Source organism: Dactylosporangium sp. NPDC049140 (assembly GCF_040648435.1).
The window spans coordinates 288,813-306,892 of the sequence record NZ_JBEZDS010000005.1 but is presented as its reverse complement, the minus strand read 5'-3'; the positions used below and the strand labels follow the sequence as shown (position 1 = coordinate 306,892).

General features: G+C 72.7%; 18 protein-coding genes. 9 read left to right on the top strand and 9 right to left on the bottom strand.

The features are described from left to right. Nucleotides 1-11 precede the first annotated feature (11 nt). Entirely contained in the window at nucleotides 12-608 is a 597-nt protein-coding gene (locus AB0B76_RS12010; protein ID WP_360373534.1) for a TetR/AcrR family transcriptional regulator, read from the top strand. On the opposite strand, the gene AB0B76_RS12005 is transcribed toward AB0B76_RS12010, so the two are convergent. Genes AB0B76_RS12005 through AB0B76_RS11990 form a run of 4 tightly spaced genes read right to left on the bottom strand, consistent with a single transcriptional unit; the run spans nucleotide 605 to nucleotide 4,040 of the window. Continuing rightward, nucleotides 605-1,177 (bottom strand): DinB family protein, encoded by a 573-nt coding sequence (locus AB0B76_RS12005; RefSeq protein ID WP_360373531.1) that lies wholly within the window; start codon nucleotides 1,175-1,177, stop codon nucleotides 605-607. The two genes, AB0B76_RS12010 and AB0B76_RS12005, sit on opposite strands and share 4 nt — an antisense overlap. Next, nucleotides 1,174-2,154, bottom strand: coding sequence for an SDR family oxidoreductase (locus AB0B76_RS12000; RefSeq protein WP_360373528.1), 981 nt, complete (start codon nucleotides 2,152-2,154; stop codon nucleotides 1,174-1,176). The genes AB0B76_RS12005 and AB0B76_RS12000 overlap by 4 nt, the downstream gene beginning before the upstream one ends. Nucleotides 2,155-2,164: 10 nt before the next feature. Continuing rightward, entirely contained in the window at nucleotides 2,165-2,614 is a 450-nt protein-coding gene (locus AB0B76_RS11995; protein ID WP_360373525.1) for a cold shock domain-containing protein, read from the bottom strand. A 31-nt stretch (nucleotides 2,615-2,645) separates the two neighbouring features. After that, on the bottom strand, nucleotides 2,646-4,040 hold the full coding sequence (locus AB0B76_RS11990) for an acyl-CoA synthetase (RefSeq protein WP_360373522.1): 1,395 nt from the start codon (nucleotides 4,038-4,040) through the stop codon (nucleotides 2,646-2,648). 197 nt (nucleotides 4,041-4,237) lie between these two features. Between AB0B76_RS11990 and chvE the strand changes: the two genes are divergently transcribed. The 3 genes from chvE (at nucleotide 4,238) to mmsB (ending at nucleotide 8,201) form a co-directional block, all read left to right on the top strand. Beyond that, complete coding sequence (gene chvE, locus AB0B76_RS11985; protein WP_360373519.1) at nucleotides 4,238-5,368, top strand: multiple monosaccharide ABC transporter substrate-binding protein; 1,131 nt, start codon at nucleotides 4,238-4,240, stop codon at nucleotides 5,366-5,368. 69 nt (nucleotides 5,369-5,437) lie between these two features. Then, nucleotides 5,438-6,970 (top strand): multiple monosaccharide ABC transporter ATP-binding protein, encoded by a 1,533-nt coding sequence (gene mmsA, locus AB0B76_RS11980; protein ID WP_360373517.1) that lies wholly within the window; start codon nucleotides 5,438-5,440, stop codon nucleotides 6,968-6,970. Nucleotides 6,971-6,977: 7 nt separating this feature from the next. Continuing rightward, nucleotides 6,978-8,201 carry a multiple monosaccharide ABC transporter permease gene (gene mmsB, locus AB0B76_RS11975; RefSeq protein WP_360373514.1) on the top strand — a complete coding sequence of 408 codons (1,224 nt, stop codon included), beginning with the start codon at nucleotides 6,978-6,980 and terminating at the stop codon, nucleotides 8,199-8,201. Nucleotides 8,202-8,276: 75 nt separating this feature from the next. On the opposite strand, the gene AB0B76_RS11970 is transcribed toward mmsB, so the two are convergent. Together AB0B76_RS11970 and AB0B76_RS11965 are read right to left on the bottom strand one after the other, a co-directional pair. Then, the gene (locus AB0B76_RS11970) at nucleotides 8,277-9,026 is read right to left on the bottom strand and encodes an alpha/beta hydrolase (RefSeq protein WP_360373511.1); all 750 of its coding nucleotides are present in this window, start codon (nucleotides 9,024-9,026) and stop codon (nucleotides 8,277-8,279) included. An 88-nt stretch (nucleotides 9,027-9,114) separates the two neighbouring features. After that, the gene (locus AB0B76_RS11965; protein WP_360373508.1) at nucleotides 9,115-10,746 is read right to left on the bottom strand and encodes an MFS transporter; all 1,632 of its coding nucleotides are present in this window, start codon (nucleotides 10,744-10,746) and stop codon (nucleotides 9,115-9,117) included. Between the two features lie 55 nt (nucleotides 10,747-10,801). Here AB0B76_RS11965 and AB0B76_RS11960 point away from each other — a divergent pair, with 55 nt between their 5' ends. Together AB0B76_RS11960 and AB0B76_RS11955 are read left to right on the top strand one after the other, a co-directional pair. Next, nucleotides 10,802-11,209: a MarR family transcriptional regulator gene (locus AB0B76_RS11960; RefSeq protein WP_360373505.1), complete on the top strand. Its 408-nt coding sequence runs from the start codon at nucleotides 10,802-10,804 to the stop codon at nucleotides 11,207-11,209. Nucleotides 11,210-11,342: 133 nt separating this feature from the next. Beyond that, nucleotides 11,343-11,993: a hypothetical protein gene (locus AB0B76_RS11955; RefSeq protein ID WP_360373502.1), complete on the top strand. Its 651-nt coding sequence runs from the start codon at nucleotides 11,343-11,345 to the stop codon at nucleotides 11,991-11,993. 43 nt (nucleotides 11,994-12,036) lie between these two features. On the opposite strand, the gene AB0B76_RS11950 is transcribed toward AB0B76_RS11955, so the two are convergent. The 3 genes from AB0B76_RS11950 to AB0B76_RS11940 all read right to left on the bottom strand — a co-directional run bounded on the left by AB0B76_RS11950 (nucleotide 12,037) and on the right by AB0B76_RS11940 (nucleotide 14,523). Further along, nucleotides 12,037-12,423 (bottom strand): aminoglycoside adenylyltransferase domain-containing protein, encoded by a 387-nt coding sequence (locus tag AB0B76_RS11950; RefSeq protein WP_360373499.1) that lies wholly within the window; start codon nucleotides 12,421-12,423, stop codon nucleotides 12,037-12,039. Nucleotides 12,424-12,499: 76 nt separating this feature from the next. Beyond that, nucleotides 12,500-13,819: a HAMP domain-containing sensor histidine kinase gene (locus tag AB0B76_RS11945; protein WP_360373496.1), complete on the bottom strand. Its 1,320-nt coding sequence runs from the start codon at nucleotides 13,817-13,819 to the stop codon at nucleotides 12,500-12,502. Further along, the gene (locus tag AB0B76_RS11940) at nucleotides 13,816-14,523 is read right to left on the bottom strand and encodes a response regulator transcription factor (protein WP_360373493.1); all 708 of its coding nucleotides are present in this window, start codon (nucleotides 14,521-14,523) and stop codon (nucleotides 13,816-13,818) included. Before AB0B76_RS11940 ends, AB0B76_RS11945 begins: the two co-directional genes overlap by 4 nt. Nucleotides 14,524-14,585: 62 nt before the next feature. Here AB0B76_RS11940 and AB0B76_RS11935 point away from each other — a divergent pair, with 62 nt between their 5' ends. The 3 genes from AB0B76_RS11935 to AB0B76_RS11925 all read left to right on the top strand — a co-directional run bounded on the left by AB0B76_RS11935 (nucleotide 14,586) and on the right by AB0B76_RS11925 (nucleotide 17,969). Further along, the gene (locus AB0B76_RS11935) at nucleotides 14,586-15,188 is read left to right on the top strand and encodes a hypothetical protein (RefSeq protein ID WP_360373490.1); all 603 of its coding nucleotides are present in this window, start codon (nucleotides 14,586-14,588) and stop codon (nucleotides 15,186-15,188) included. Between the two features lie 370 nt (nucleotides 15,189-15,558). Next, on the top strand, nucleotides 15,559-16,260 hold the full coding sequence (locus AB0B76_RS11930; RefSeq protein WP_360373487.1) for a hypothetical protein: 702 nt from the start codon (nucleotides 15,559-15,561) through the stop codon (nucleotides 16,258-16,260). Nucleotides 16,261-16,355: 95 nt separating this feature from the next. Then, entirely contained in the window at nucleotides 16,356-17,969 is a 1,614-nt protein-coding gene (locus AB0B76_RS11925) for a cellulase family glycosylhydrolase (RefSeq protein ID WP_360373485.1), read from the top strand. Nucleotides 17,970-18,080: the final 111 nt, after the last annotated feature.

Below are 18,080 nucleotides of genomic sequence, written 5' to 3'. Positions count from 1 at the left end.
AGTCCCGAGCCGTGCCCGACGGTCGCACCCGCCGCCGCGACGACACCAAGCAGCGCCTGTACGACGCCGCGATGGAGCTGATCGCCGAGCACGGCTTCTCCGCCACGACGGTCGACGACATCGCGGTCGCGGCCGGGGTCGCCAAGGGGACCGTGTACTACAACTTCCCGTCCAAGAACGCGCTCTTCGAGGCCCTGCTGCGCCACGGCGTCGGGCTGCTCACCGCCGACTTCCACGCCGCCGTGGCGGCCGCGGCGACCCCGCCGGAGCAGGCCGTCGGGCTGATCCGGGCGGAGCTGGCGTACATCCAGCGGCACCGCTCGTTCGCGCAGCTGCTGCTGTCGGAGATGTGGCGCACCAACCGCGAGTGGCACCAGACCCTGCGCCTGCTGCGCGACGAGGCCGTGGGCGTCATCGCCGGCGTGCTGGGCCGGGGCGTCGAAGAGGGATACTTCGACGCCGGCCTGGACGTGCGCATGGCCGCGGCCGCGCTGTTCGGCGTGTGCCTGGTCGTCGCGGTCGACTGGCTGGTGTTCGAGCCCGACCGCAGCCTGGAGTCGGTGCAGGAGTCCCTGGTGGCCGTGATCCGGGCGCGCGTCGGCATCTAGGACGCGGCGCGGGCCGCCCGCTCGATCTTGTCGTGGAAGGCCTGGAACTCCTCGGGCGTGGCGAAGGCGAGGCTGTTCGCGTCGGGCCGCCAGCCGATCGCGCCGTCGATGATCTCGCGGATGATGTCGGCGTGCCCGCAGTGCCGGTCCGTCTCGGCGATCATGTGGATCAGGACCCGGTGCAGCGTCACGTCCGCCTTCGCCGGCTCCCACCACGGCACCCGCCCGGGCGCGTCGAGGTCGAGCGCGGCGATGGTGGCGTCGGAGTGGGCCTGGATCCGGCGGTACAGCCCGGTGAGGTAGTCCCGGGACTCGTCGGCGGCCGCGTACATGTCGGCGTTGTGCTCGGCGCCCTCGTCCATCCACGGCAGCGGCTCCGGGAACGGGCGGCCGAAGGTGGCGCCGAGGTACCCGGCCTCGACCGAAGCCACGTGCTTGACGAGCCCCAGCAGGCTGGTGCCCGTGGGGACGAGCGGACGGCGGATGTCGTACTCGCCCAGGCCCTCGAGTTTCCACAGCAGGCTGTCGCGGCCCCGTTGCAGGTACATCTGCAGGTCGGACTTGCTCAAATCCGGAACCTTCCCACGAGGTCGTCCATCACCTTGTCGAGGCGCTCGTCGACGACCTGGCGGGCCGGGTCCCCGTCGAACCAGGCGGCGATCTCGCGCGCGCCCTGGTGGAACGGGATCGTGGCGACGTAACCGGGCACGAGCGCGCGGACCTTGGCGTTGTCGAAGACCATCGAGTGGGCCTTGTCGCCGAGCAGGCCGGCACCCCACTCCGGGTCGGCCGCGGCGATCGCGTCCGAGGGCACGTGCACGATCCGCGCGGTGGTGCCGAGCGCGGCGGCGAGCTGCTCGGCGATCTGGTTCCAGGTCAGGTAGTCGTCGCTGGTGATCTGGAAGGTGTCGCCGACCGCGCGCGGGTGGCCCAGCAGCGGCACGAACGCGCGCGCGAAGTCCTCGTGGTGGGTCAGGGTCCACAGCGAGGTGCCGTCGCCGTGCACCACGATCTCCTTGCCGGCGCGCATCCGGGCCGGCACCGTCCAGCCGCCGTCGAACGGCACGAGCGTGCGGTCGTACGTGTGCGAGGGGCGCACGATCGTCGCGGGGAAGCCCTTGTCCCGGTACACCTGCACGAGCAGGTCCTCGCAGGCGATCTTGTCGCGGCTGTACTGCCAGAAGGGGTTGCGCAGCGGCGAGGACTCCACGACCGGCAGGCGCGCCGGCGGGGTCTGGTAGGCCGAGGCCGAGCTGATGAACACGTACTGCCCGGTGCGGCCCCGGAACAGCTCGATGTCGGCGCGGACGTCCTCGGGCGTGAAGGCCACCCAGTCCACGACGGAGTCGAAGGAGTGTCCCGCGATCGCCTCGCGGACGGCCGCCGGATCGTGGATGTCGGCCCGCAGCAGGGTGGCCTGCTCGGGCAGGGGCCGCTGCCTGGACTCGCCACGGTTGAGGACGTACAGGTCGATGCCGCGCTGCACGGCCAGGGCCGAGCACGCGGAGCTGATGATCCCGCTGCCGCCGATGAAAAGAACCTTCACGGCCGCAACCCTAGCTCTCCACCCAGCCATGGCTGCGCGCCAAGGCGGCGAGGTGCTGGCGGGCCTGGGCGATCTGCGCGCCGGTCAGCGTCGGCACGTGCTGGATGAGCAGCTCCGTGACCTCGGCGTTGAACTCGCGGCTGGACAGCACGTCGCACAGCCCGTCGTCGTCGCCGGGCGGCGCCGCGCCGGTCAGCGGGGTGAACGGCGCGGCCGCGGACGCCGTGGTGCGGGCGTGCTCGCGGCGCGGCGGCGGGGCGTCGAGGATGCGCACCGTGGAGACCTTCAGGCCCCGCTCGCCCTCCTCGACCTCGTACTCCACCCGCATCCCGGGGTGCACCAGATGCCGCTGGTCGCCGAAGTCGTTGGCGTGCACGAACACGTCCTCGCCGCCCGCGTTCGGCGCGATGAACCCGTAACCCCGGACCTCATCGAACCGCAGAATTCTGCCCGTCTCCACCGCAACCACCACCACACAACGAGAGCCTGAGCTACAGCATAGGGCCGGTCAGCCGCTTCTTCTGCACCTTGCCCATCGCGTTGCGCGGCAGCGCCTCGAGGAAGTGCACGGCCCGGGGGCGCTTGTGCACGTTGAGGTGGGCGGCCACGAAGTCGACGAGGTCCCGCTCGGTGACCGGGGCCGCGGCCACCACGAACGCGGTGACGGTCTCGCCGAGGTCGTCGTCGGGCAGCCCCACGACCGCCGCCTCGCGCACCGCCGGGTGGGCCAGCAGGGCGTCCTCGACCTCGCCGGCGCCGATGCGGTACCCGCCGCTCTTGATCAGGTCGGTGGAGGCTCGCCCGACGATGCGGTGCCAGCCGTCGGGCGCGATGCGCGCGAGGTCGCCGGTGCGGAACCAGCCGTCCGGGGTGCGGGCGGAGCCGGGGGGCTGCCCGCGGTACCGCCGCAGCAGCATCGGCCCGTCGACCCACAGCTCGCCGATGGTTTCGCCGTCGCGGGGGGCATCGGTGCCGTCCTCGGCGACGAGCCGGGTGCGCACGCCGGTCACCGGGACGCCGACCTGGCCGGGCCGGCGCTCGCCACCGGCGCGGCTGGAGATCGTGATGAGCGTTTCGGTCATGCCGTAGCGCTCGACCGGGCGGTGTCCGGTGAGCGCGAACAGGCGCTCGAACACCGGCGCGGGCAGCGGGGCGCTGCCGGAGACGAGCAGCCGGGCCCGGCGCAGGGCCCGGGCCGCGGCGGGCTCCTGGCAGACGCGGGACCAGACCGTGGGCACGCCGAAGTACAGGGTGCCGCGGGCGGCGGCGTACGCGGCCGGGTGCGGGCGGCCGGTGTGCGTCAGCGGCGAGCCGTGCCGCAGGGCGCCGAGCACGCCGAGGATGAGGCCGTGCACGTGGAACAGCGGCAGGCCGTGCACGAGCCGGTCCTCGGGGGTCCAGGCCCAGGCCTCGGCGAGGGCGTCCAGCCCGGCCTCGACGGCGCCGTGGGTGAGCTCGACGCCCTTGGGGCTGCCGGTGGTGCCGCTGGTGTACATGACGAGCGCGACGTCCCCGGTGTCCGGCGCGGCGTACCCGGCGGCCGACTCCCGGGCCACGTCGACAGGCACGGCGCCGGGGTAGCGGTCCGGGCGGTTGCCGAGCGTGACGGCCGCGCCCGAGTCGCGCAGGATGTGCTCCCGCTCGGCCGGCCCGGCGTCGGCGGGCACCGGCACCACGGCCGCGCCGGCCATGAGGGCGCCGGTGACGGCGACGACGGTCTCCAGCGTCGCGGTGGCGTCGACGGCGACGGTGGCGGCCCCCCGCACGTCGCCGGCGACCGCGGCGGCGGCATTGTGTAACCGTTCGGCGGACAGACCGCGACCGTTCACACTGACGGCGGGCCGATGGTCGGTACCGTGGGCGTGCAGACCCGTGAGCAGGCGCATGGGCCTCATCGTCACACGAGCGTAGAGTGTGGAAACGGCCGGATCACGATCCGATCGCTCGTCTTGACACCCCTCTTTGTGAGCGTTAACACTGTGGCGGCAACGCCCCAGCAACACTTTCGAAACCGCGTCGGTGGCAGCGTTTACACCCTTACGCCCCGCTTGCCGACCGCTGCACGCTGCCCTGAGGGGGAGAAGTGAAGTTTGCCCGCATCGCCGCTTCGGCGATTGGCCTGGCCGTCGCCTTCAGCGTCGCCGCCTGTGGTTCGTCGGAGAAGACGGCCGACAAGGATGCCACCGCTCCCGGCAACAATGCCGGCGCGCTGGTCGGCGTCACCATGCCGACCAAGTCGTCGGAGCGCTGGATCGCCGACGGTAACAACGTCAAGGCGGCACTGGAGAAGCTCGGCTACAAGGTCGACCTGCAGTACGCCGAGAACGACATCCCAACGCAGGTCAACCAGATCGAGAACCAGATCACCAAGGGCGCGAAGCTGCTGATCATCGCCTCGATCGACGGCACCGCCATCACCACCCAGCTGCAGGAGGCGGCGGACAAGAAGATTCCGGTCATCGCCTACGACCGGCTGATCCGCAACTCGCCGAACGTCGACTACTACGCCACCTTCGACAACTTCAAGGTCGGCGTGCAGCAGGCGACCTCGCTGCTGGTGGGTCTCGGCCTGAAGAAGGAGGACGGCTCCGAAGGCACCGCCAAGGGACCGTTCAACATCGAGCTGTTCGCCGGGTCGCCCGACGACAACAACGCGACGTTCTTCTTCAACGGCGCGATGGAGACCCTCAAGCCGTACATCGACAAGGGCACGCTCGTGGTCAAGAGCGGCCAGACCGACTTCAAGACGGTCGCGATCCTGCGCTGGGACCCGGCGACGGCCCAGAAGCGCATGGAAGACCTGATCACGAAGACGTACAACGGCGGCACCAAGGTGCAGGGCGTCCTCTCGCCGTACGACGGTCTGTCGATCGGCATCCTGTCGGCGCTCAAGAGCGCCGGCTACGGCACCGGCGGCCAGGCGTACCCGATCGTCACCGGTCAGGACGCCGAGGTCGCGTCGGTCAAGTCGATCATCGCGGGCGAGCAGTACGCGACGATCTACAAGGACACCCGCAAGCTGGCCGACGTCACGGTCAAGATGGGTGACGCCGTGCTCAAGGGCGGCAAGCCCGACGTGAACAACACCAAGGACTACGACAACGGCAAGAAGGTTGTGCCCTCGTACCTGCTCGAGCCGGTCGTGGTGTACAAGTCCAACTACAAGTCCGTGCTCGTCGACGGCGGCTACTACACCGAGGACAAGCTCAAGTAGCACCGCTCCGCCGGGGGCCCGGGCGACTTCGACCGCCCGGGCCCGCGGTGGGCCCTGAGGGAGATCAGCATGACCGAGGCGCTCCTGCAGATGCGGGGCATCACCAAGACGTTCCCGGGCGTGAAGGCCCTGGACGACGTCAACCTGACCGTGCGCCGGGGCGAGATCCACGCCATCTGCGGCGAGAACGGCGCCGGCAAGTCGACCCTGATGAAGGTCCTGTCCGGCGTGTACGGGCACGGCACCTACGAGGGCGACATCCTGTTCGAGGGCGAGCCCTGCCACTTCGGCGGCATCCGGGACTCCGAGCGGCGCGGGATCGTGATCGTCCACCAGGAGCTGGCGCTCATCCCGTACCTGTCGATCGCGGAGAACATCTTCCTGGGCAACGAGCGCTCCGCCCGTGGCCTGATCGACTGGAACCGCACCAACGACGACGCGGCGAAGCTGCTGGCCCGGGTCGGCCTGCACGAGAACCCGGTCACCGCGGCCATGGACATCGGCGTCGGCAAGCAGCAGCTGGTCGAGATCGCCAAGGCGCTGTCCAAGGACGTGCGCCTGCTGATCCTGGACGAGCCGACCGCGGCGCTCAACGACGAGGACTCCGCGCACCTGCTCGGCCTGCTGCGCGGGCTGCGCGACCAGGGCGTCACGTGCGTGATCATCTCGCACAAGCTCAACGAGATCGAGGCGATCGCCGACTCCACGACGATCCTGCGCGACGGGCGGACCATCGAGACGCTCGACATGCACGCGCCGGGCGGGGTGAGCGAGGACCGCATCATCTCCGGCATGGTCGGCCGCGACCTGGAGCACCGGTTCCCGCCGCACACCCCCCGCATCGGCGAGGAGATGCTGCGGATCGAGAACTGGACCGTGCACTCGCCGACGCAGCACGGCCGCAAGGTCGTCGACAACGCCACGCTGACGCTGCACGCCGGCGAGATCGTCGGGCTGGCCGGGCTGATGGGGGCCGGTCGCACGGAGCTCGCGATGAGCGTGTTCGGGCACAGCTACGGCGTCGACATCAGCGGCCAGGTGTACAAGCACGGCAAGCCGATCCAGCTGCGCTCGGTGCAGGAGGCGATCGGGCACGGCGTCGCCTACGCGACCGAGGACCGCAAGCGCTACGGGCTCAACCTCATCGAGGACGTCCAGCGCAACGTCTCCGGCGCCGCCCTGAACAAGCTGGCCAAGGGCGGATGGGTCGACGACAACCGGGAGTTCGAGGTCGCCGAGCGGTACCGTGGCAGCCTCAACATCAAGTCCAAGAGCGTCGGCGCCATCGCCGGCACGCTGTCGGGCGGCAACCAGCAGAAGGTCGTGCTGGCCAAGTGGATCTTCACGGACCCCGACGTGCTGATCCTGGACGAGCCGACCCGCGGCATCGACGTCGGCGCGAAGTACGAGATTTACACGATCATCAATCAGCTCGCCGAGCAGGGCAAGGCGATCCTCGTCATCTCCTCCGAGCTGCCCGAGCTGCTCGGCATCTGCGACCGGATCTACGCCCTCTCCGCCGGCCGCATCACCGGCTCGGTCGAGCGCCCCGAGTTCTCCCCGGAGCGCCTGATGCGCCTCATGACCAGGATCAAGGAGTAACCCGTCCATGACCACAGTGGTCGAACCCGCGGTCGAGCCGACCGTCACGCCGCCGACGCGGTTCTCGGTGAACCTGCGCCAGAGCGGCATCTACATCGCCTTCGCCGCGATCTTGGTGTTCTTCACGATCCTGACCGACGGCTCGCTGCTCGAGCCGCAGAACATCTCGAACATGGTCATTCAGAACTCGTACATTCTGATCCTGGCCATCGGGATGATCCTCATCATCATCGCCGGGCACATCGACCTGTCGGCGGGCTCGGTCGTCGCCGTCACCGGCGCGCTCTCCGCGGTGCTGATGGTGAAGGCGGACCTGCCCTGGCCGCTGGCCATCGTGCTCACGCTGCTGGCCGGCGCCGCGATCGGGGCGTGGCAGGGCTTCTGGATCGCGTACTTCGGGATCCCGGCCTTCATCGTCACGCTCGCCGGCATGCTCATCTTCCGCGCCCTCACCATGACGACGCTGGGCAACCAGGGCATCGGCCCCTTCGCCGAGGACGTGCGGACGCTGTCCAACGGCTTCATCCCGGGCTTCCTCAACAACGTGGGCCTCGGCCCGCTGGGCGGGGCCGACCTGTTCACCCTGCTCGTCGGGGTCGCCACGGTCGCCGGCATCATCGCGGTGCAGTGGCGCGCCCGCCGGGGCCGCATCGGCTACGGCCAGGCCGTCGACTCGCTGCCGGTCTTCTGGGCCAAGCTCATCGGCGCCTCGCTCGTGCTCATGTTCGTCATCGTGCAGCTGGCCCGGTTCAAGAACCTGCCGTGGGTGCTCGTCCTGCTGGCGGTGCTCGTGCTGACGTACACCCTCATCTCCCAGCGCACCGTCTTCGGCCGGCACATCTACGCCGTCGGCGGCAACCTGCAGGCCGCGAGCCTCTCCGGCGTCAAGGTCAAGTCGGTCACGTTCTGGATCTTCGTCAACATGGGCGTGCTGTCGGCGATCGCCGGCATCATCTTCGCCGGCCGGCTCAACCTGGCCGGCCCGACCGCCGGCAACGCGTTCGAGCTCGACGCGATCGCGGCCGCCTTCATCGGCGGCGCGGCGGTGCAGGGCGGCGTCGGCAAGGTCGTCGGCGCGATCACCGGCGGCCTCATCATGGCGGTCATCAGCAACGGCATGTCGCTCAACGGCGAGCCCCCGGAGCGCGTGATGCTCGTCAAGGGCATCGTCCTGCTCGCCGCGGTCGCGTTCGACGTGTGGGCCAAGCGCCGTGCGGGCCGCGCCCGCTGAACTTTCTCCGGTATCTGGTGGGAATGCAGGGGGTGGGCCGCCTTCGGGGCGTCGGCGGTCCACCCTTTGCGCTGTTCAGTGCTTGCCTTCAGTGCTCTCGATGAAGTTCCACAGCGGCTCGATGAGCGCGTCCGGGCTCTCCAGTTGCGGCAGGTGCCCCGTCCGCTCCAGCAGCACGAACCGGGCGCCCGGGATCGCCTCGGCGTAGGCCCGCCCGTACTGCGGCCCGGCGATCCCGTCGCTGTCGCCCCAGATCACCAGGGCCGGGACCTCCACCGCGCCGAGCCGCTCCCGCAGCGTCGGGTCCACCATGCTCGGCGCGTACAGCTCGAGCGTCCGGCGGTTGCCGGCCATGACCGCCCGGGCCGCCTCGGGCAGCGCGCCCGGGTCGATCGTGCGGCCGGTCGGGTCGTAGTAGCTGGCCTGCGCGATCTGCGGGAACGTGAGCGAGAAGAAGTCGGCGACCGGGTGCCCCGGCACCTCGATCCCGACCCCGTCGACGATGGTCAGCCCGGCGATGCGCCCGCCCCCGGCCAGCGCGAGCTCGGCCGCGATCCAGCCGCCGATGGAGTTGCCGACCACGGCGACGTCGCGCAGGTCCAGGTCGTCGAGGAACGCCCGGTAGACGCCGGCGAGCTTGCGCACGCTGTCCACGTCGCCGGGCCGTTCGGTGCCGTCGAACCCGGGGTGCGTCGGGGTGATGACGCGCACCGGGTGCTCGGCCGCGAGCTTGTCGGCGAAGGCGGTGACGGAGGCCGGGCCGGCCCCGCCGTGCAGCAGCAGGACGGTGCGGCCGGTACCGCGCTCGGTGTAGGTGACATTCATCGTGTTTCTCCGATCTCGGGGGTTGCCGGACGATATGTCGGGCGCTCCCCACCGCGACATCTCGGATATTTCGTATATGTGGGTTTTCTCAGGCGGCGCGGGGGACGCGCCGCAGGTGGATCAGGGCGGCGGCGACCAGCGCCGTCAGGGCCAGCGCCGCCGTCAGCACCGCGGCGAAGGCGTGCACCGCGCCCGCGAGGCCGGTCGTGGAGCGGGCCGCGAGGACGCCGCCCAGAACCGCGGGGCCGAGGGCCGCGCCGATCTGGCGCACGGCGTTGCTGGCCGCGCCGGCCAGGCCCGCGAACTGGGCGGGCACCGACTGCACCGCGACCGCGGAGCTCGTCGCCATGACCAGTCCCGCGCCGAGGCCGAGCACCGCCAGGCGCCACGTCAGCTCCGCTCCGCTCGCGCCGCCCAAGGTCAGCAGCGAGGCCGCGCCCGCGGCGGCGACGACGAGGCCGGCGAGCAGGACCGTGCTGCCGTCGAGGCGGCGCTGCAGCCACCCCGCGGCCACGCTGCCCAGCGCGTTGCCGCCGAACAGGCCGCCCAGCCGCAGCGCGATCCCGAGTTGGCCCACGTGGGCGTGGCTCAGGGTCAGGCTCAGGAAGAACAGCCCGCCGCCGATCGCGAACAGCACCACGGTCGCGGCCAGGGCCGCCGCGGCGAACCCGCGCGAGGCGAACAGCGACAGGGGCAGCAGGGGCGACTCGGCGCGGCGCTCGATCGCGGCCAGGGCGGCGAACGCGAGCACGGCCACCGCGGCGGCGGCGAGGGTGGCGGGGGAGGTCCAGCCGGCGGTACCGGCTTCGATGACCGCGAAGACCAGCGCGGCGACGCCGATCGCGGCCGCGCCGTGCCTGGTGCCGTCCAGCCCGTGGCGCTCGGGCGCGGCGGCGGCGTCCGCGGCGGGCGCGGCGGGCGCGGCGGGCGCGGCGGGCGCGGCGGGCGCGGCGGTGGCGGGCGCGGCGGTGGCGGTGGCGGCGGTGGCGGTGGCGGCGGTGGCGGTGGCGGCGGTGGCGGTGGCGGCGGTGGCGGCGGTGGCGGGCGCGGCGGCGGTGGCGGGCGCGGCGGCGGTGGCGGTGGCGGGCGCGGTGGCGGTGGCGGGCGCGGGCGCGGTGGCGTCCAGGCCGGCCGCGTCCGGCCTGCGGCGCTCGGGGGCCCGCGACTCGGCGACGCCGAACCCGGCGGCCGCGGCCGCGACGGCGAGGAGCGCGATCGGCGGGTACAGCCACCACCAGCCCGCCACCGCGGTCACCGCCCCGGTCAGGAACGGCCCGCCGCCGAGCCCGCCCACGGTCGCCGCCGCCCACAGCGAGATCCAGCGGGCGCGCCGGCGCGGGTCGGGCGCCTGGGCGGCGATGAGCGCGAGGCTCGCCGACATGACCGCGGCCGCCCCGACGCCCGCGACGGCCTGCGCGACCCAGAGCGTCACGACTGCGGCCGCCCCGTCCAGCTGCCCCGCGACGGTCCCGGCGGCGGCGCCGAGCACCGTGCCGGCCAGCCCGAGCAGCGTGACGAGCCGGTGCCCGACGCGGTCGGCGAGCACGCCGGCGGGCAGGACCACCGCGGCGAGCGCCACCGCGAACGCGTCGGAGACCCACTGCAGCTGGAGGGTGCCGGCCCCGGTCGCCGCGGCGATGGCCCCGAGCGCTCCGTTGACCGCGGAGAACGGCAGATAGGAGACGAGCATCGCGCCGGCGGCGAACGTCAGGCTCTTCATATCAGGAACCTTAGATCAGCATGTTGATAAAAGCAACCTGAGATAGGCTTGCGGCATGACGAGGGCGATTTCGGAGATCGGGCTGTCGGTCAAGCGCCTGCAGATGCGCCACCACCGCGCGGCCAACGCCGCGCTGGCCCCGCTGGGCGTGAGCCTGGTCCAGTGGGACGCGCTGCGGCACCTGCACCGCACGCCGGACGCGTCGCTGCACGACCTGGCCCAGCTGACCTTCCAGACCGACCAGTCCTTCGGCACCCTGGCGACGCGGATGATCGACCGCGGCCTGATCGAGCGGGTCCCGGGCCCGGGCCGCGCGGTGCGCCACCGGCTGACCGCGAAGGGCGACACGATCCGGGAGCAGGGGCAGCGACTGGTGGAGGAGGTCCTGGTGCGCTCGTTCGCGCCGCTGAACGCCGAAGAGTTGGCGACGTTCGACGCGCTGCTGGTCCGCCTGCTGGCGTGACCGCCTAACGCTTAGGAGGATTCGCGCATTCAGCCGGGCCGATAACCTCGCCGGCGACGCGGGGTTCAAGGATGCGGCCGAGCGCCTCAAGGCCGTCGATGCCGAGGCCGCGCTGCCGCACGCGCGGGCCCTCGTGATCGCCATCGCGCAGGTCCTCGCGGCCAGCAGCGTGCACGGCATCGAGGTGCTCGAGGTCCTCGGCTGCACCCGGGCGGCCGTCGACGACCTCGGCCTCAGCCCGGCCCTGGCGCCCGTCCTCGACTTCATACTCGACCTGAGCGTCGTCCGCGACGTCGCGCACGACGGTGGCGGCGCGGCCGAGACCGCCGCGAGTATCGGCGCGACGCTGGCGTTCGCCCACCCGATGCGCCCGCGCCCGCGGATCCGGGCGAGCCGGCCGGACGACATGTTCGGGGCCGTGGTCGCGGTCGCGCTCACCGATTCCGCCGGATTCGCCGACTCCCCGCTGGGCATCGATCTGGAGGCGCTGGCGACGGCGGCGGTGTCGCAGGCGCCCGGCACGTGCCCGCGGGACGACACCGTCATGGCGACCCTCACGGGGGCGCTGTCGGCGGCGACGGACGAGGTGTTCCGCAGCCGCCGGAGGCTCACCGCCGGCACCGCGACCACGCTGCGGCTCGCCGCGCTCGCCCTCGCCGCCGAGGCGCGCCGTGCGGGCCGGCGCCCCGACCGGCTGCTCGCACTCGCGTGCGGGGTGACGCTGCTCGAACAGCGGATCGCGGGCGGCGCGTCATTGGAGACCATCGTCGTCGCCCACGCGTGATCCGGGTCCGCGGCGGCGGAGCAGTCTCAGGCCGCGCCGGCGATCATCGTGTGCATGAACCCGGCGGCGGCCGTCCGGCGCACGCGGCGGGACCGGAACAGCGGGGCGCCGCCGTCCGCGCGGACGCGGAGCGGCGCGCGTCGCCCGCGCGGAGCCGGAGTGCCTCCCGGAGCACTTGCGCGTGCTCCGGGAACGCGTCCAGGGCCCACCCGCCCGCGGCCGACTTCGACGCGATCCCGCCCGTCGACAGCGTGCAGTGCATGCGGGCCAGGCCCAGTACGCCCCACGTCACGCCCCGGTCGCTCAGCAGCGCGAGGCCGCGGCGGCGCAGCCACGGCCGCCAGTACGACGCGATGTTCGCCCGCGTCCCGGCGCGCAGCCCCCCGGCGTCGGTGTGGATGTCGAGCGCGGACGGGGCCGGGCCGCGCACCGCGACGCCGTGGTGCGCCAGGGTGTGCCAGGTGACCGGTACAGGCGCTGGACGAAGCCGGGCAGCGCGTCGAGCATCAGCGCACGGTCCGCCGGGCGGGCCGCGGGGCCGGGGTCTCGGCGGCGAACGGGTCCAGCTCGATGGCGATCCGCGCGCCCCGCAGCGGGGAGCGCTCGATCAGCAGCCGGCCGCCCGCCGCGTCCGCGACACGGCGCACGATGTCCAGGCCCAGGCCCGTGGAGCCGGCGCCGCTCGCGCCGCGGCGCAGGGCGCGGTCGGGGTCGGCGATGCCGGGGCCGGCGTCGTCGACGTAGAGGCCGCGGGCCGACACGTGCACCTCGAACGCGGTCCCCTCGCCGGTGTGCTGGAACACGTTGCCCAGCAGGCAGTCCACGGCCGAGACGAGGTCGGAGTAGGAGGCCGGCACGTACACGGGCTCCTGGCCGCCGGTCACCCGCCACGGCCGGTTCTGGTCCTCGGCCAGCACCGACCAGAACGCGAGCCGGTCCGCGACCACCTCGACGAGGTCGGTGGTCTCCGGCTGCCGGTCCGCGGCCGAGCGGCGCGCCTGCGTGATGATCTGCTCGATCTCGTCGTCGAGGGCGTCGAAGGCCTGGCGCATCCGCTCGCCGATCGGGCCCGGCGGCATCGCGTCGGCGTCGAGGCGCAGCGCGGTCAGCGGGGTGCGCAACCGGTGCGAGAGGTCCGCCGCGAGCTCGCGCTCGGCGTCGGCGAACGCGACCATCTGCTCGGCCATGCGGTTGAAGCTGCTGGCCGCGTCGCGCAGCTCCGGCGGGCCGTCGGGCTCGACCCGCGCGTGCAGGTCGCCGTCGCCGAACGCGCGGGCGCCCTCGGCGAGCTTGCGCGTGGACCGCACGATCTGGGCGCCGAGCCGGTCGGCGACGAGGGTGGAGCCGGCGACGAGGATGACCGCGAGCCCGGCCAGCGCCAGCCAGGCCGCGCCGACACCCTGGGTCAGCTCGTCGTCGGAGACGTACACCTCCACGACCGCCGTCCGGTCGCCGTCGAGCACGACCGTCTGCAGATACGCGACCCCGCCGGGCGCGTCGGCGGTCATCGAGCGGCGCTGGCGCACGGCCCGGTCGACGTCGGCCGTCAGCGCATGGCTCGTGCCGACGGTCGGCTGCCCCACCAGGTGTACCGCCAGCCGCCCCGACTGCCCCGCCGGCACCGTGGCCACCGCGCGCACCAGCGAGCCCGACTGGTCGCCGGGGGCCGAGGCCAGCGCGGCGACCATCGCGTCGGCCTGGTAGCGGGCCTCGGCGAGCGCGCGGTCGTGGGCGATCTGCTTGGTCACGTACGCCAGCGGCACGAGGAACGCCAGCGCGATCATCGAGGTGATCGCGAACGACAGGCGCATCAACGCCGATCTCATGCCGGCGGCTGCGCCGGGTCGACGAGCATCACCCCGACCCCGCGGAAGGTGCGCAGGTACCGCGGCTGCGTCGCGCTCTCGCCGAGCTTGCGCCGCAGCCACGACACGTGCACGTCGATGGTCTGGTCCTCGCCCGAGCTGTCCGGCCGCTGCCACACCTCGGTCAGCAGCTCGCGGCGGCTCACCACCCGGCCGGAGCGCTGCACGAGGTACGCCAGCAGGTCGAATTCCTTCTTCGTCAGCTGCAGCGGCCGTCCGTCGAGCGTCGCCGAGCGCTGCTGCGGGTTGACGTGCAGGCCGCCCACCGTGACCCCGGCCGGCGGCTGGGCCGGCCCGGGCGTGCCCTGGCCGCGGCGCAGCACCGCGTTGATCCGCGCCGACATCTGGGCGCTGGAGAACGGCTTGGTCACGTAGTCGTCCGCGCCCGCGTCGAGCAGCCGGATGATGTCGCGCTCGGAGCGGCGGGCGGTCGCCACGATCACGGGCGCGTTGGAGATTCCGCGCAGCATCCGCAGCACGTCGAGCCCGTCCATGTCGGGCAGGCCGAGGTCCAGGATGACGAGGTCCGGCGGGTCGGTGGCGATGACGCGCAGTGCCGAGCCGGCGTTGCCGACGGGGCGCACGACGTGCCCGGCGTCGGTCAGGGCCCGGGACAGGGCGCCCGAGACGGCGACATCGTCCTCGACCAGCAGGATGAGCGGCATGCGCGCACCCTATCGCCACTTCGCCGGGACGGCCGGGCGGGTCGGCGTGCAACAATGCGGCGATGCAGGTGGAGAAAGGCGCGGTGCCGGTGCTGCTGTGGTGCCTGGCCACCACGGCGAGTATCGGCGTGGCGTCGCTGGCGCTGCGGCCGGTGCTGCGCACGGCCGTGCCCCAGGACTCGATCCCGGTCGCGGCCGACGACGGGCGCGGCGATCGACCGGTGGCGATGCAGACGCTGCCGCCGCCGTCGGCCGGCCCCACCAGCCCCAAGTCGGTGATCATCGAGGACCCGAGCTCCGCCTTCACGCCGCTGCCGACCACCCCGGGCGCGACCCGCACCACGCAGGCCCCGCCCACGCAGAAGTCCACCGCGCCGCCCCGCGTCGTCGACGGCTGGACGGTGACGACCGGCTCCGACGGCGTCGACGTGTACCTCAAGTCGTTCCGCTCCGACGGCGGCGACGCGGTCGTGCGCATCCGGGCCGAGGTCGTCTCGCTCGTCACCGCCACGCCCCGGGACGGCTACTCGGTGTCGCAGGCGCAGACCGAGCCGAGCCGGATGGTGGTGCAGTTCGTGCCGGGCGACGGCGGCGCGGCGTACCTGGTCGACTGCATGTGGTGGCAGGGCGGCCCGCACGGCGAGGTAACCCGGATCGGCAACTGAGGCAGCTGAGGCAACTGGGCGACGACGCCATGTGCCGGCCAGCGGCAGCGCGAGCAGGACCGGCCCGGGCCGCCCGACGAGGCCGCCGAGGGTCGCCGCGACCGCGACGCCGCCGGCGAACGCGGCGGCGAGCGCCCACGGGAAACTGTTGTCCAGCACGGCGAAGCCGAGCGCGTACGCGCCCAGCCCCCACAGCCCCGCGAAGGCGAGCACGGCCGGGACGCCGCAGGAGGCGCTTCACGGGCTCAGTCTCGCGCATCGGCGCCTTATATCCGCGTTAAAAGCGTTATTCGCGGAGCCTGAAAATCATCGGGACAACTTAATACGCACCTAATAGAAAACGGCCCGGCCCCGGATTTACCGTCGACCGGTGACCCAGGATGGCGGCGAACCCATCAACGGTGCGAGCGTGGCGGTGTCGACCGAGCCCACGCCCGGGGACGACGCCGTCGACGCGGCGCAGCCGGCCGCGCCCGAGGAGGAGGAGGCTGCCGGGCGCAACCTCTGGCGCCGCGTCCTCGCCATCGCCGTCGTGCTCGTCGCCGCGCTCGCCGTCGTGGTGCTCTGGGCCCGCCCCGCGCACGAGCCCGCCGCGCCCGCGCTGCGCCCGCCCGGCCAGCAGCCGGCCGTGTCCGGCGCGCTGAACCCGACCGACTTCGCCTTCCTGCAGCTCATGATCTCGCTGGACACGAGCGCGCTGCCGCTCTTCGACCTGCTCAAGGACGACGCGCAGCTCGCGGGGGTCGTGGGCCCGGCCGCCACCGGGCACCGCGACGAGCTCGCCGCGCTGCGCTCCGCCCTGAGCTCGGGCGGGGGCATCGAGGACGCGTCCGTGCACGCCGGGCACGACCTGCCGGGCATGGTCCTCGAGGACGACCTCGCCGCGATCCGCGCCGCGCCCGCGGACCAGCACAAGGCCACGGCGATCCGGGTGCTGCGCGAGCACCTCGAGGGCACCACGCGGCTGGCGACCTCCGAAGGTACCGCCGGCTCCGACCCGGCCGCGAAGGCCGCCGCGCGACTGGTCCTGGACGCGCACACCAAGCTCCTGCAGGCCCTGCCCACGGTGTAAGTTTCCGTCGGCTGTACCGCTCTGAGCTGCCCAGACGCCGAAGTCCGGCGGCCCCGGCTGGGCATCATGTGACGTGTCTCAATACAACATCGGGCATGAGGAGACTCTGGGCCGCCGTCGCGGCCAGCAGCATGGCCGTCGTCGGGGCCGTCACCGTCATCGGCCTCAACAGCACGGCTTCGGCGGCCACCGGCGGCACCGGAACCGGATACCTGAGCACCGTCGGCGCGCAGCTCGTCGACTCCACGGGCGCCAAGGTGCGGCTCACCGGCATCAACTGGTTCGGCATGGAAACGGACAACAAGACCTTCCACGGGCTGTGGGCCCGGCCGTGGAAGGACCACATCGACCAGATGGCGAGCCTCGGGTACAACACGATCCGGGTGCCCTACTCTGACGACGCGCTCAAGGCGGGCGCGCAGGCCAACAGCGTCGATGGGTACAGCAACCCCGACCTGGTCGGCCTGAGCCCGCTGCAGATCCTCGACAAGGTCGTCGACTACGCCGGCAGCAAGGGCATGCGCATCCTGCTCGACCGGCACCGCCCGACGAGCGCGGGGCAGAGCGCCCTGTGGTACGTCGCCGCGACGCCCGAGTCGACCTGGATCAGCAACTGGCAGATGCTCGCGCGCCACTACGCGAACAACCCGACCGTCATCGGCGCCGACCTGCACAACGAGCCGCACGCCGACGGCACCGACCCGAACGGCACCGGCTCCTGCTGGGGCTGCGGCGACGTGAACCGCGACTGGCGGCTGGCCGCCGAGCGGGCCGGCAACGCGGTCCTCGAGGCGAACCCGAACTGGCTCATCGTCGTCGAGGGCGTCAGCTGCCCGAGCGGCGGCAACGCCAACGCCTGGGACGACATCCCCGACGAGCCGTGCGGCTGGTGGGGCGGCAACCTGTCGAAGGCCGGGCAGTACCCGGTGCGCCTGAACAAGGCCAACAAGCTCGTGTACTCCGCGCACGAGTACGCCAACTCCGTGTACCACCAGGCGTGGTTCGACGACCCGAACTTCCCGAACAACCTGCCCGCGATCTGGGACCAGTTCTGGGGCTACCTGGAGAAGCAGAACATCGCGCCGGTACTCGTCGGTGAGTTCGGCAGCACCCTGCAGAACCCGCAGGACGTGCAATGGCTGCAGAAGCTGATGGCGTACATGGGCAGCGGCGTCACCGGCATGGACTTCACGTACTGGTCGTGGAACCCGAACTCGGGCGACACCGGCGGCATCGTCGGCGACGACTGGAAGACGGTCAACCAGCAGAAGCAGTCGATCCTGCAGCCGTACCTCATCCCGCCGGTCGGCGGCGGCACCGGCCCCACCGGCTCGGCCTCGGCCTCCACCTCGGTGTCGGTCTCCCCGTCGGCCTCGCGCTCGCCGTCGACCCCGCCCGGCGGCTGCACCGCCACCGTCAAGATCGACAATGCCTGGCAGGGCGGCTTCCAGGCGAGCGTCACCGTGAAGAACACGGGCGCCGCGGCCGTCAACCCGTGGACCGCCACCTGGAGCGTGCCGTCGGGCGTGACGCTGCAGAGCGGCTGGAACGCGACAGTCACCCAGTCCGGCACGACCTTCACCGCGGCCGCCCCGAGCTGGGCCCCGTCGCTGGCCGCGGGCGCGTCGGTGACGATCGGCTTCACCGCCAACGGCCCGTCCAGCCCGGCCCCCGCGAGCGTCAAGCTCAACGGCGCCGCCTGCTCGTAACCCAGGGGGGATTCGCGGCCCGGGGAGGGGATTCGGCCCCCTCCCCGGGCCGCACTTTTTCGAGGCGGCCACGCGCTCGAACGGCGCCCAGTGGCTGGAGGCGGGCGGCGC

Excerpts from the sequence above, each read along its gene's own strand:
- AB0B76_RS11970 (WP_360373511.1), bottom strand. The coding sequence starts at position 9,026 with ATGAATGTCACCTACACCGAGCGCGGTACCGGCCGCACCGTCCTGCTG.
- AB0B76_RS11940 (WP_360373493.1), bottom strand. The coding sequence starts at position 14,523 with ATGCCGCTCATCCTGCTGGTCGAGGACGATGTCGCCGTCTCGGGCGCC.
- mmsA (WP_360373517.1), top strand. The coding sequence starts at position 5,438 with ATGACCGAGGCGCTCCTGCAGATGCGGGGCATCACCAAGACGTTCCCG.
- AB0B76_RS11990 (WP_360373522.1), bottom strand. The coding sequence starts at position 4,040 with ATGCGCCTGCTCACGGGTCTGCACGCCCACGGTACCGACCATCGGCCC.
- mmsB (WP_360373514.1), top strand. The coding sequence starts at position 6,978 with ATGACCACAGTGGTCGAACCCGCGGTCGAGCCGACCGTCACGCCGCCG.
- AB0B76_RS11960 (WP_360373505.1), top strand. The coding sequence starts at position 10,802 with ATGACGAGGGCGATTTCGGAGATCGGGCTGTCGGTCAAGCGCCTGCAG.
- AB0B76_RS11965 (WP_360373508.1), bottom strand. The coding sequence starts at position 10,746 with ATGAAGAGCCTGACGTTCGCCGCCGGCGCGATGCTCGTCTCCTATCTG.
- AB0B76_RS11925 (WP_360373485.1), top strand. The coding sequence starts at position 16,356 with ATGAGGAGACTCTGGGCCGCCGTCGCGGCCAGCAGCATGGCCGTCGTC.
- AB0B76_RS11945 (WP_360373496.1), bottom strand. The coding sequence starts at position 13,819 with ATGAGATCGGCGTTGATGCGCCTGTCGTTCGCGATCACCTCGATGATC.
- AB0B76_RS11935 (WP_360373490.1), top strand. The coding sequence starts at position 14,586 with ATGCAGGTGGAGAAAGGCGCGGTGCCGGTGCTGCTGTGGTGCCTGGCC.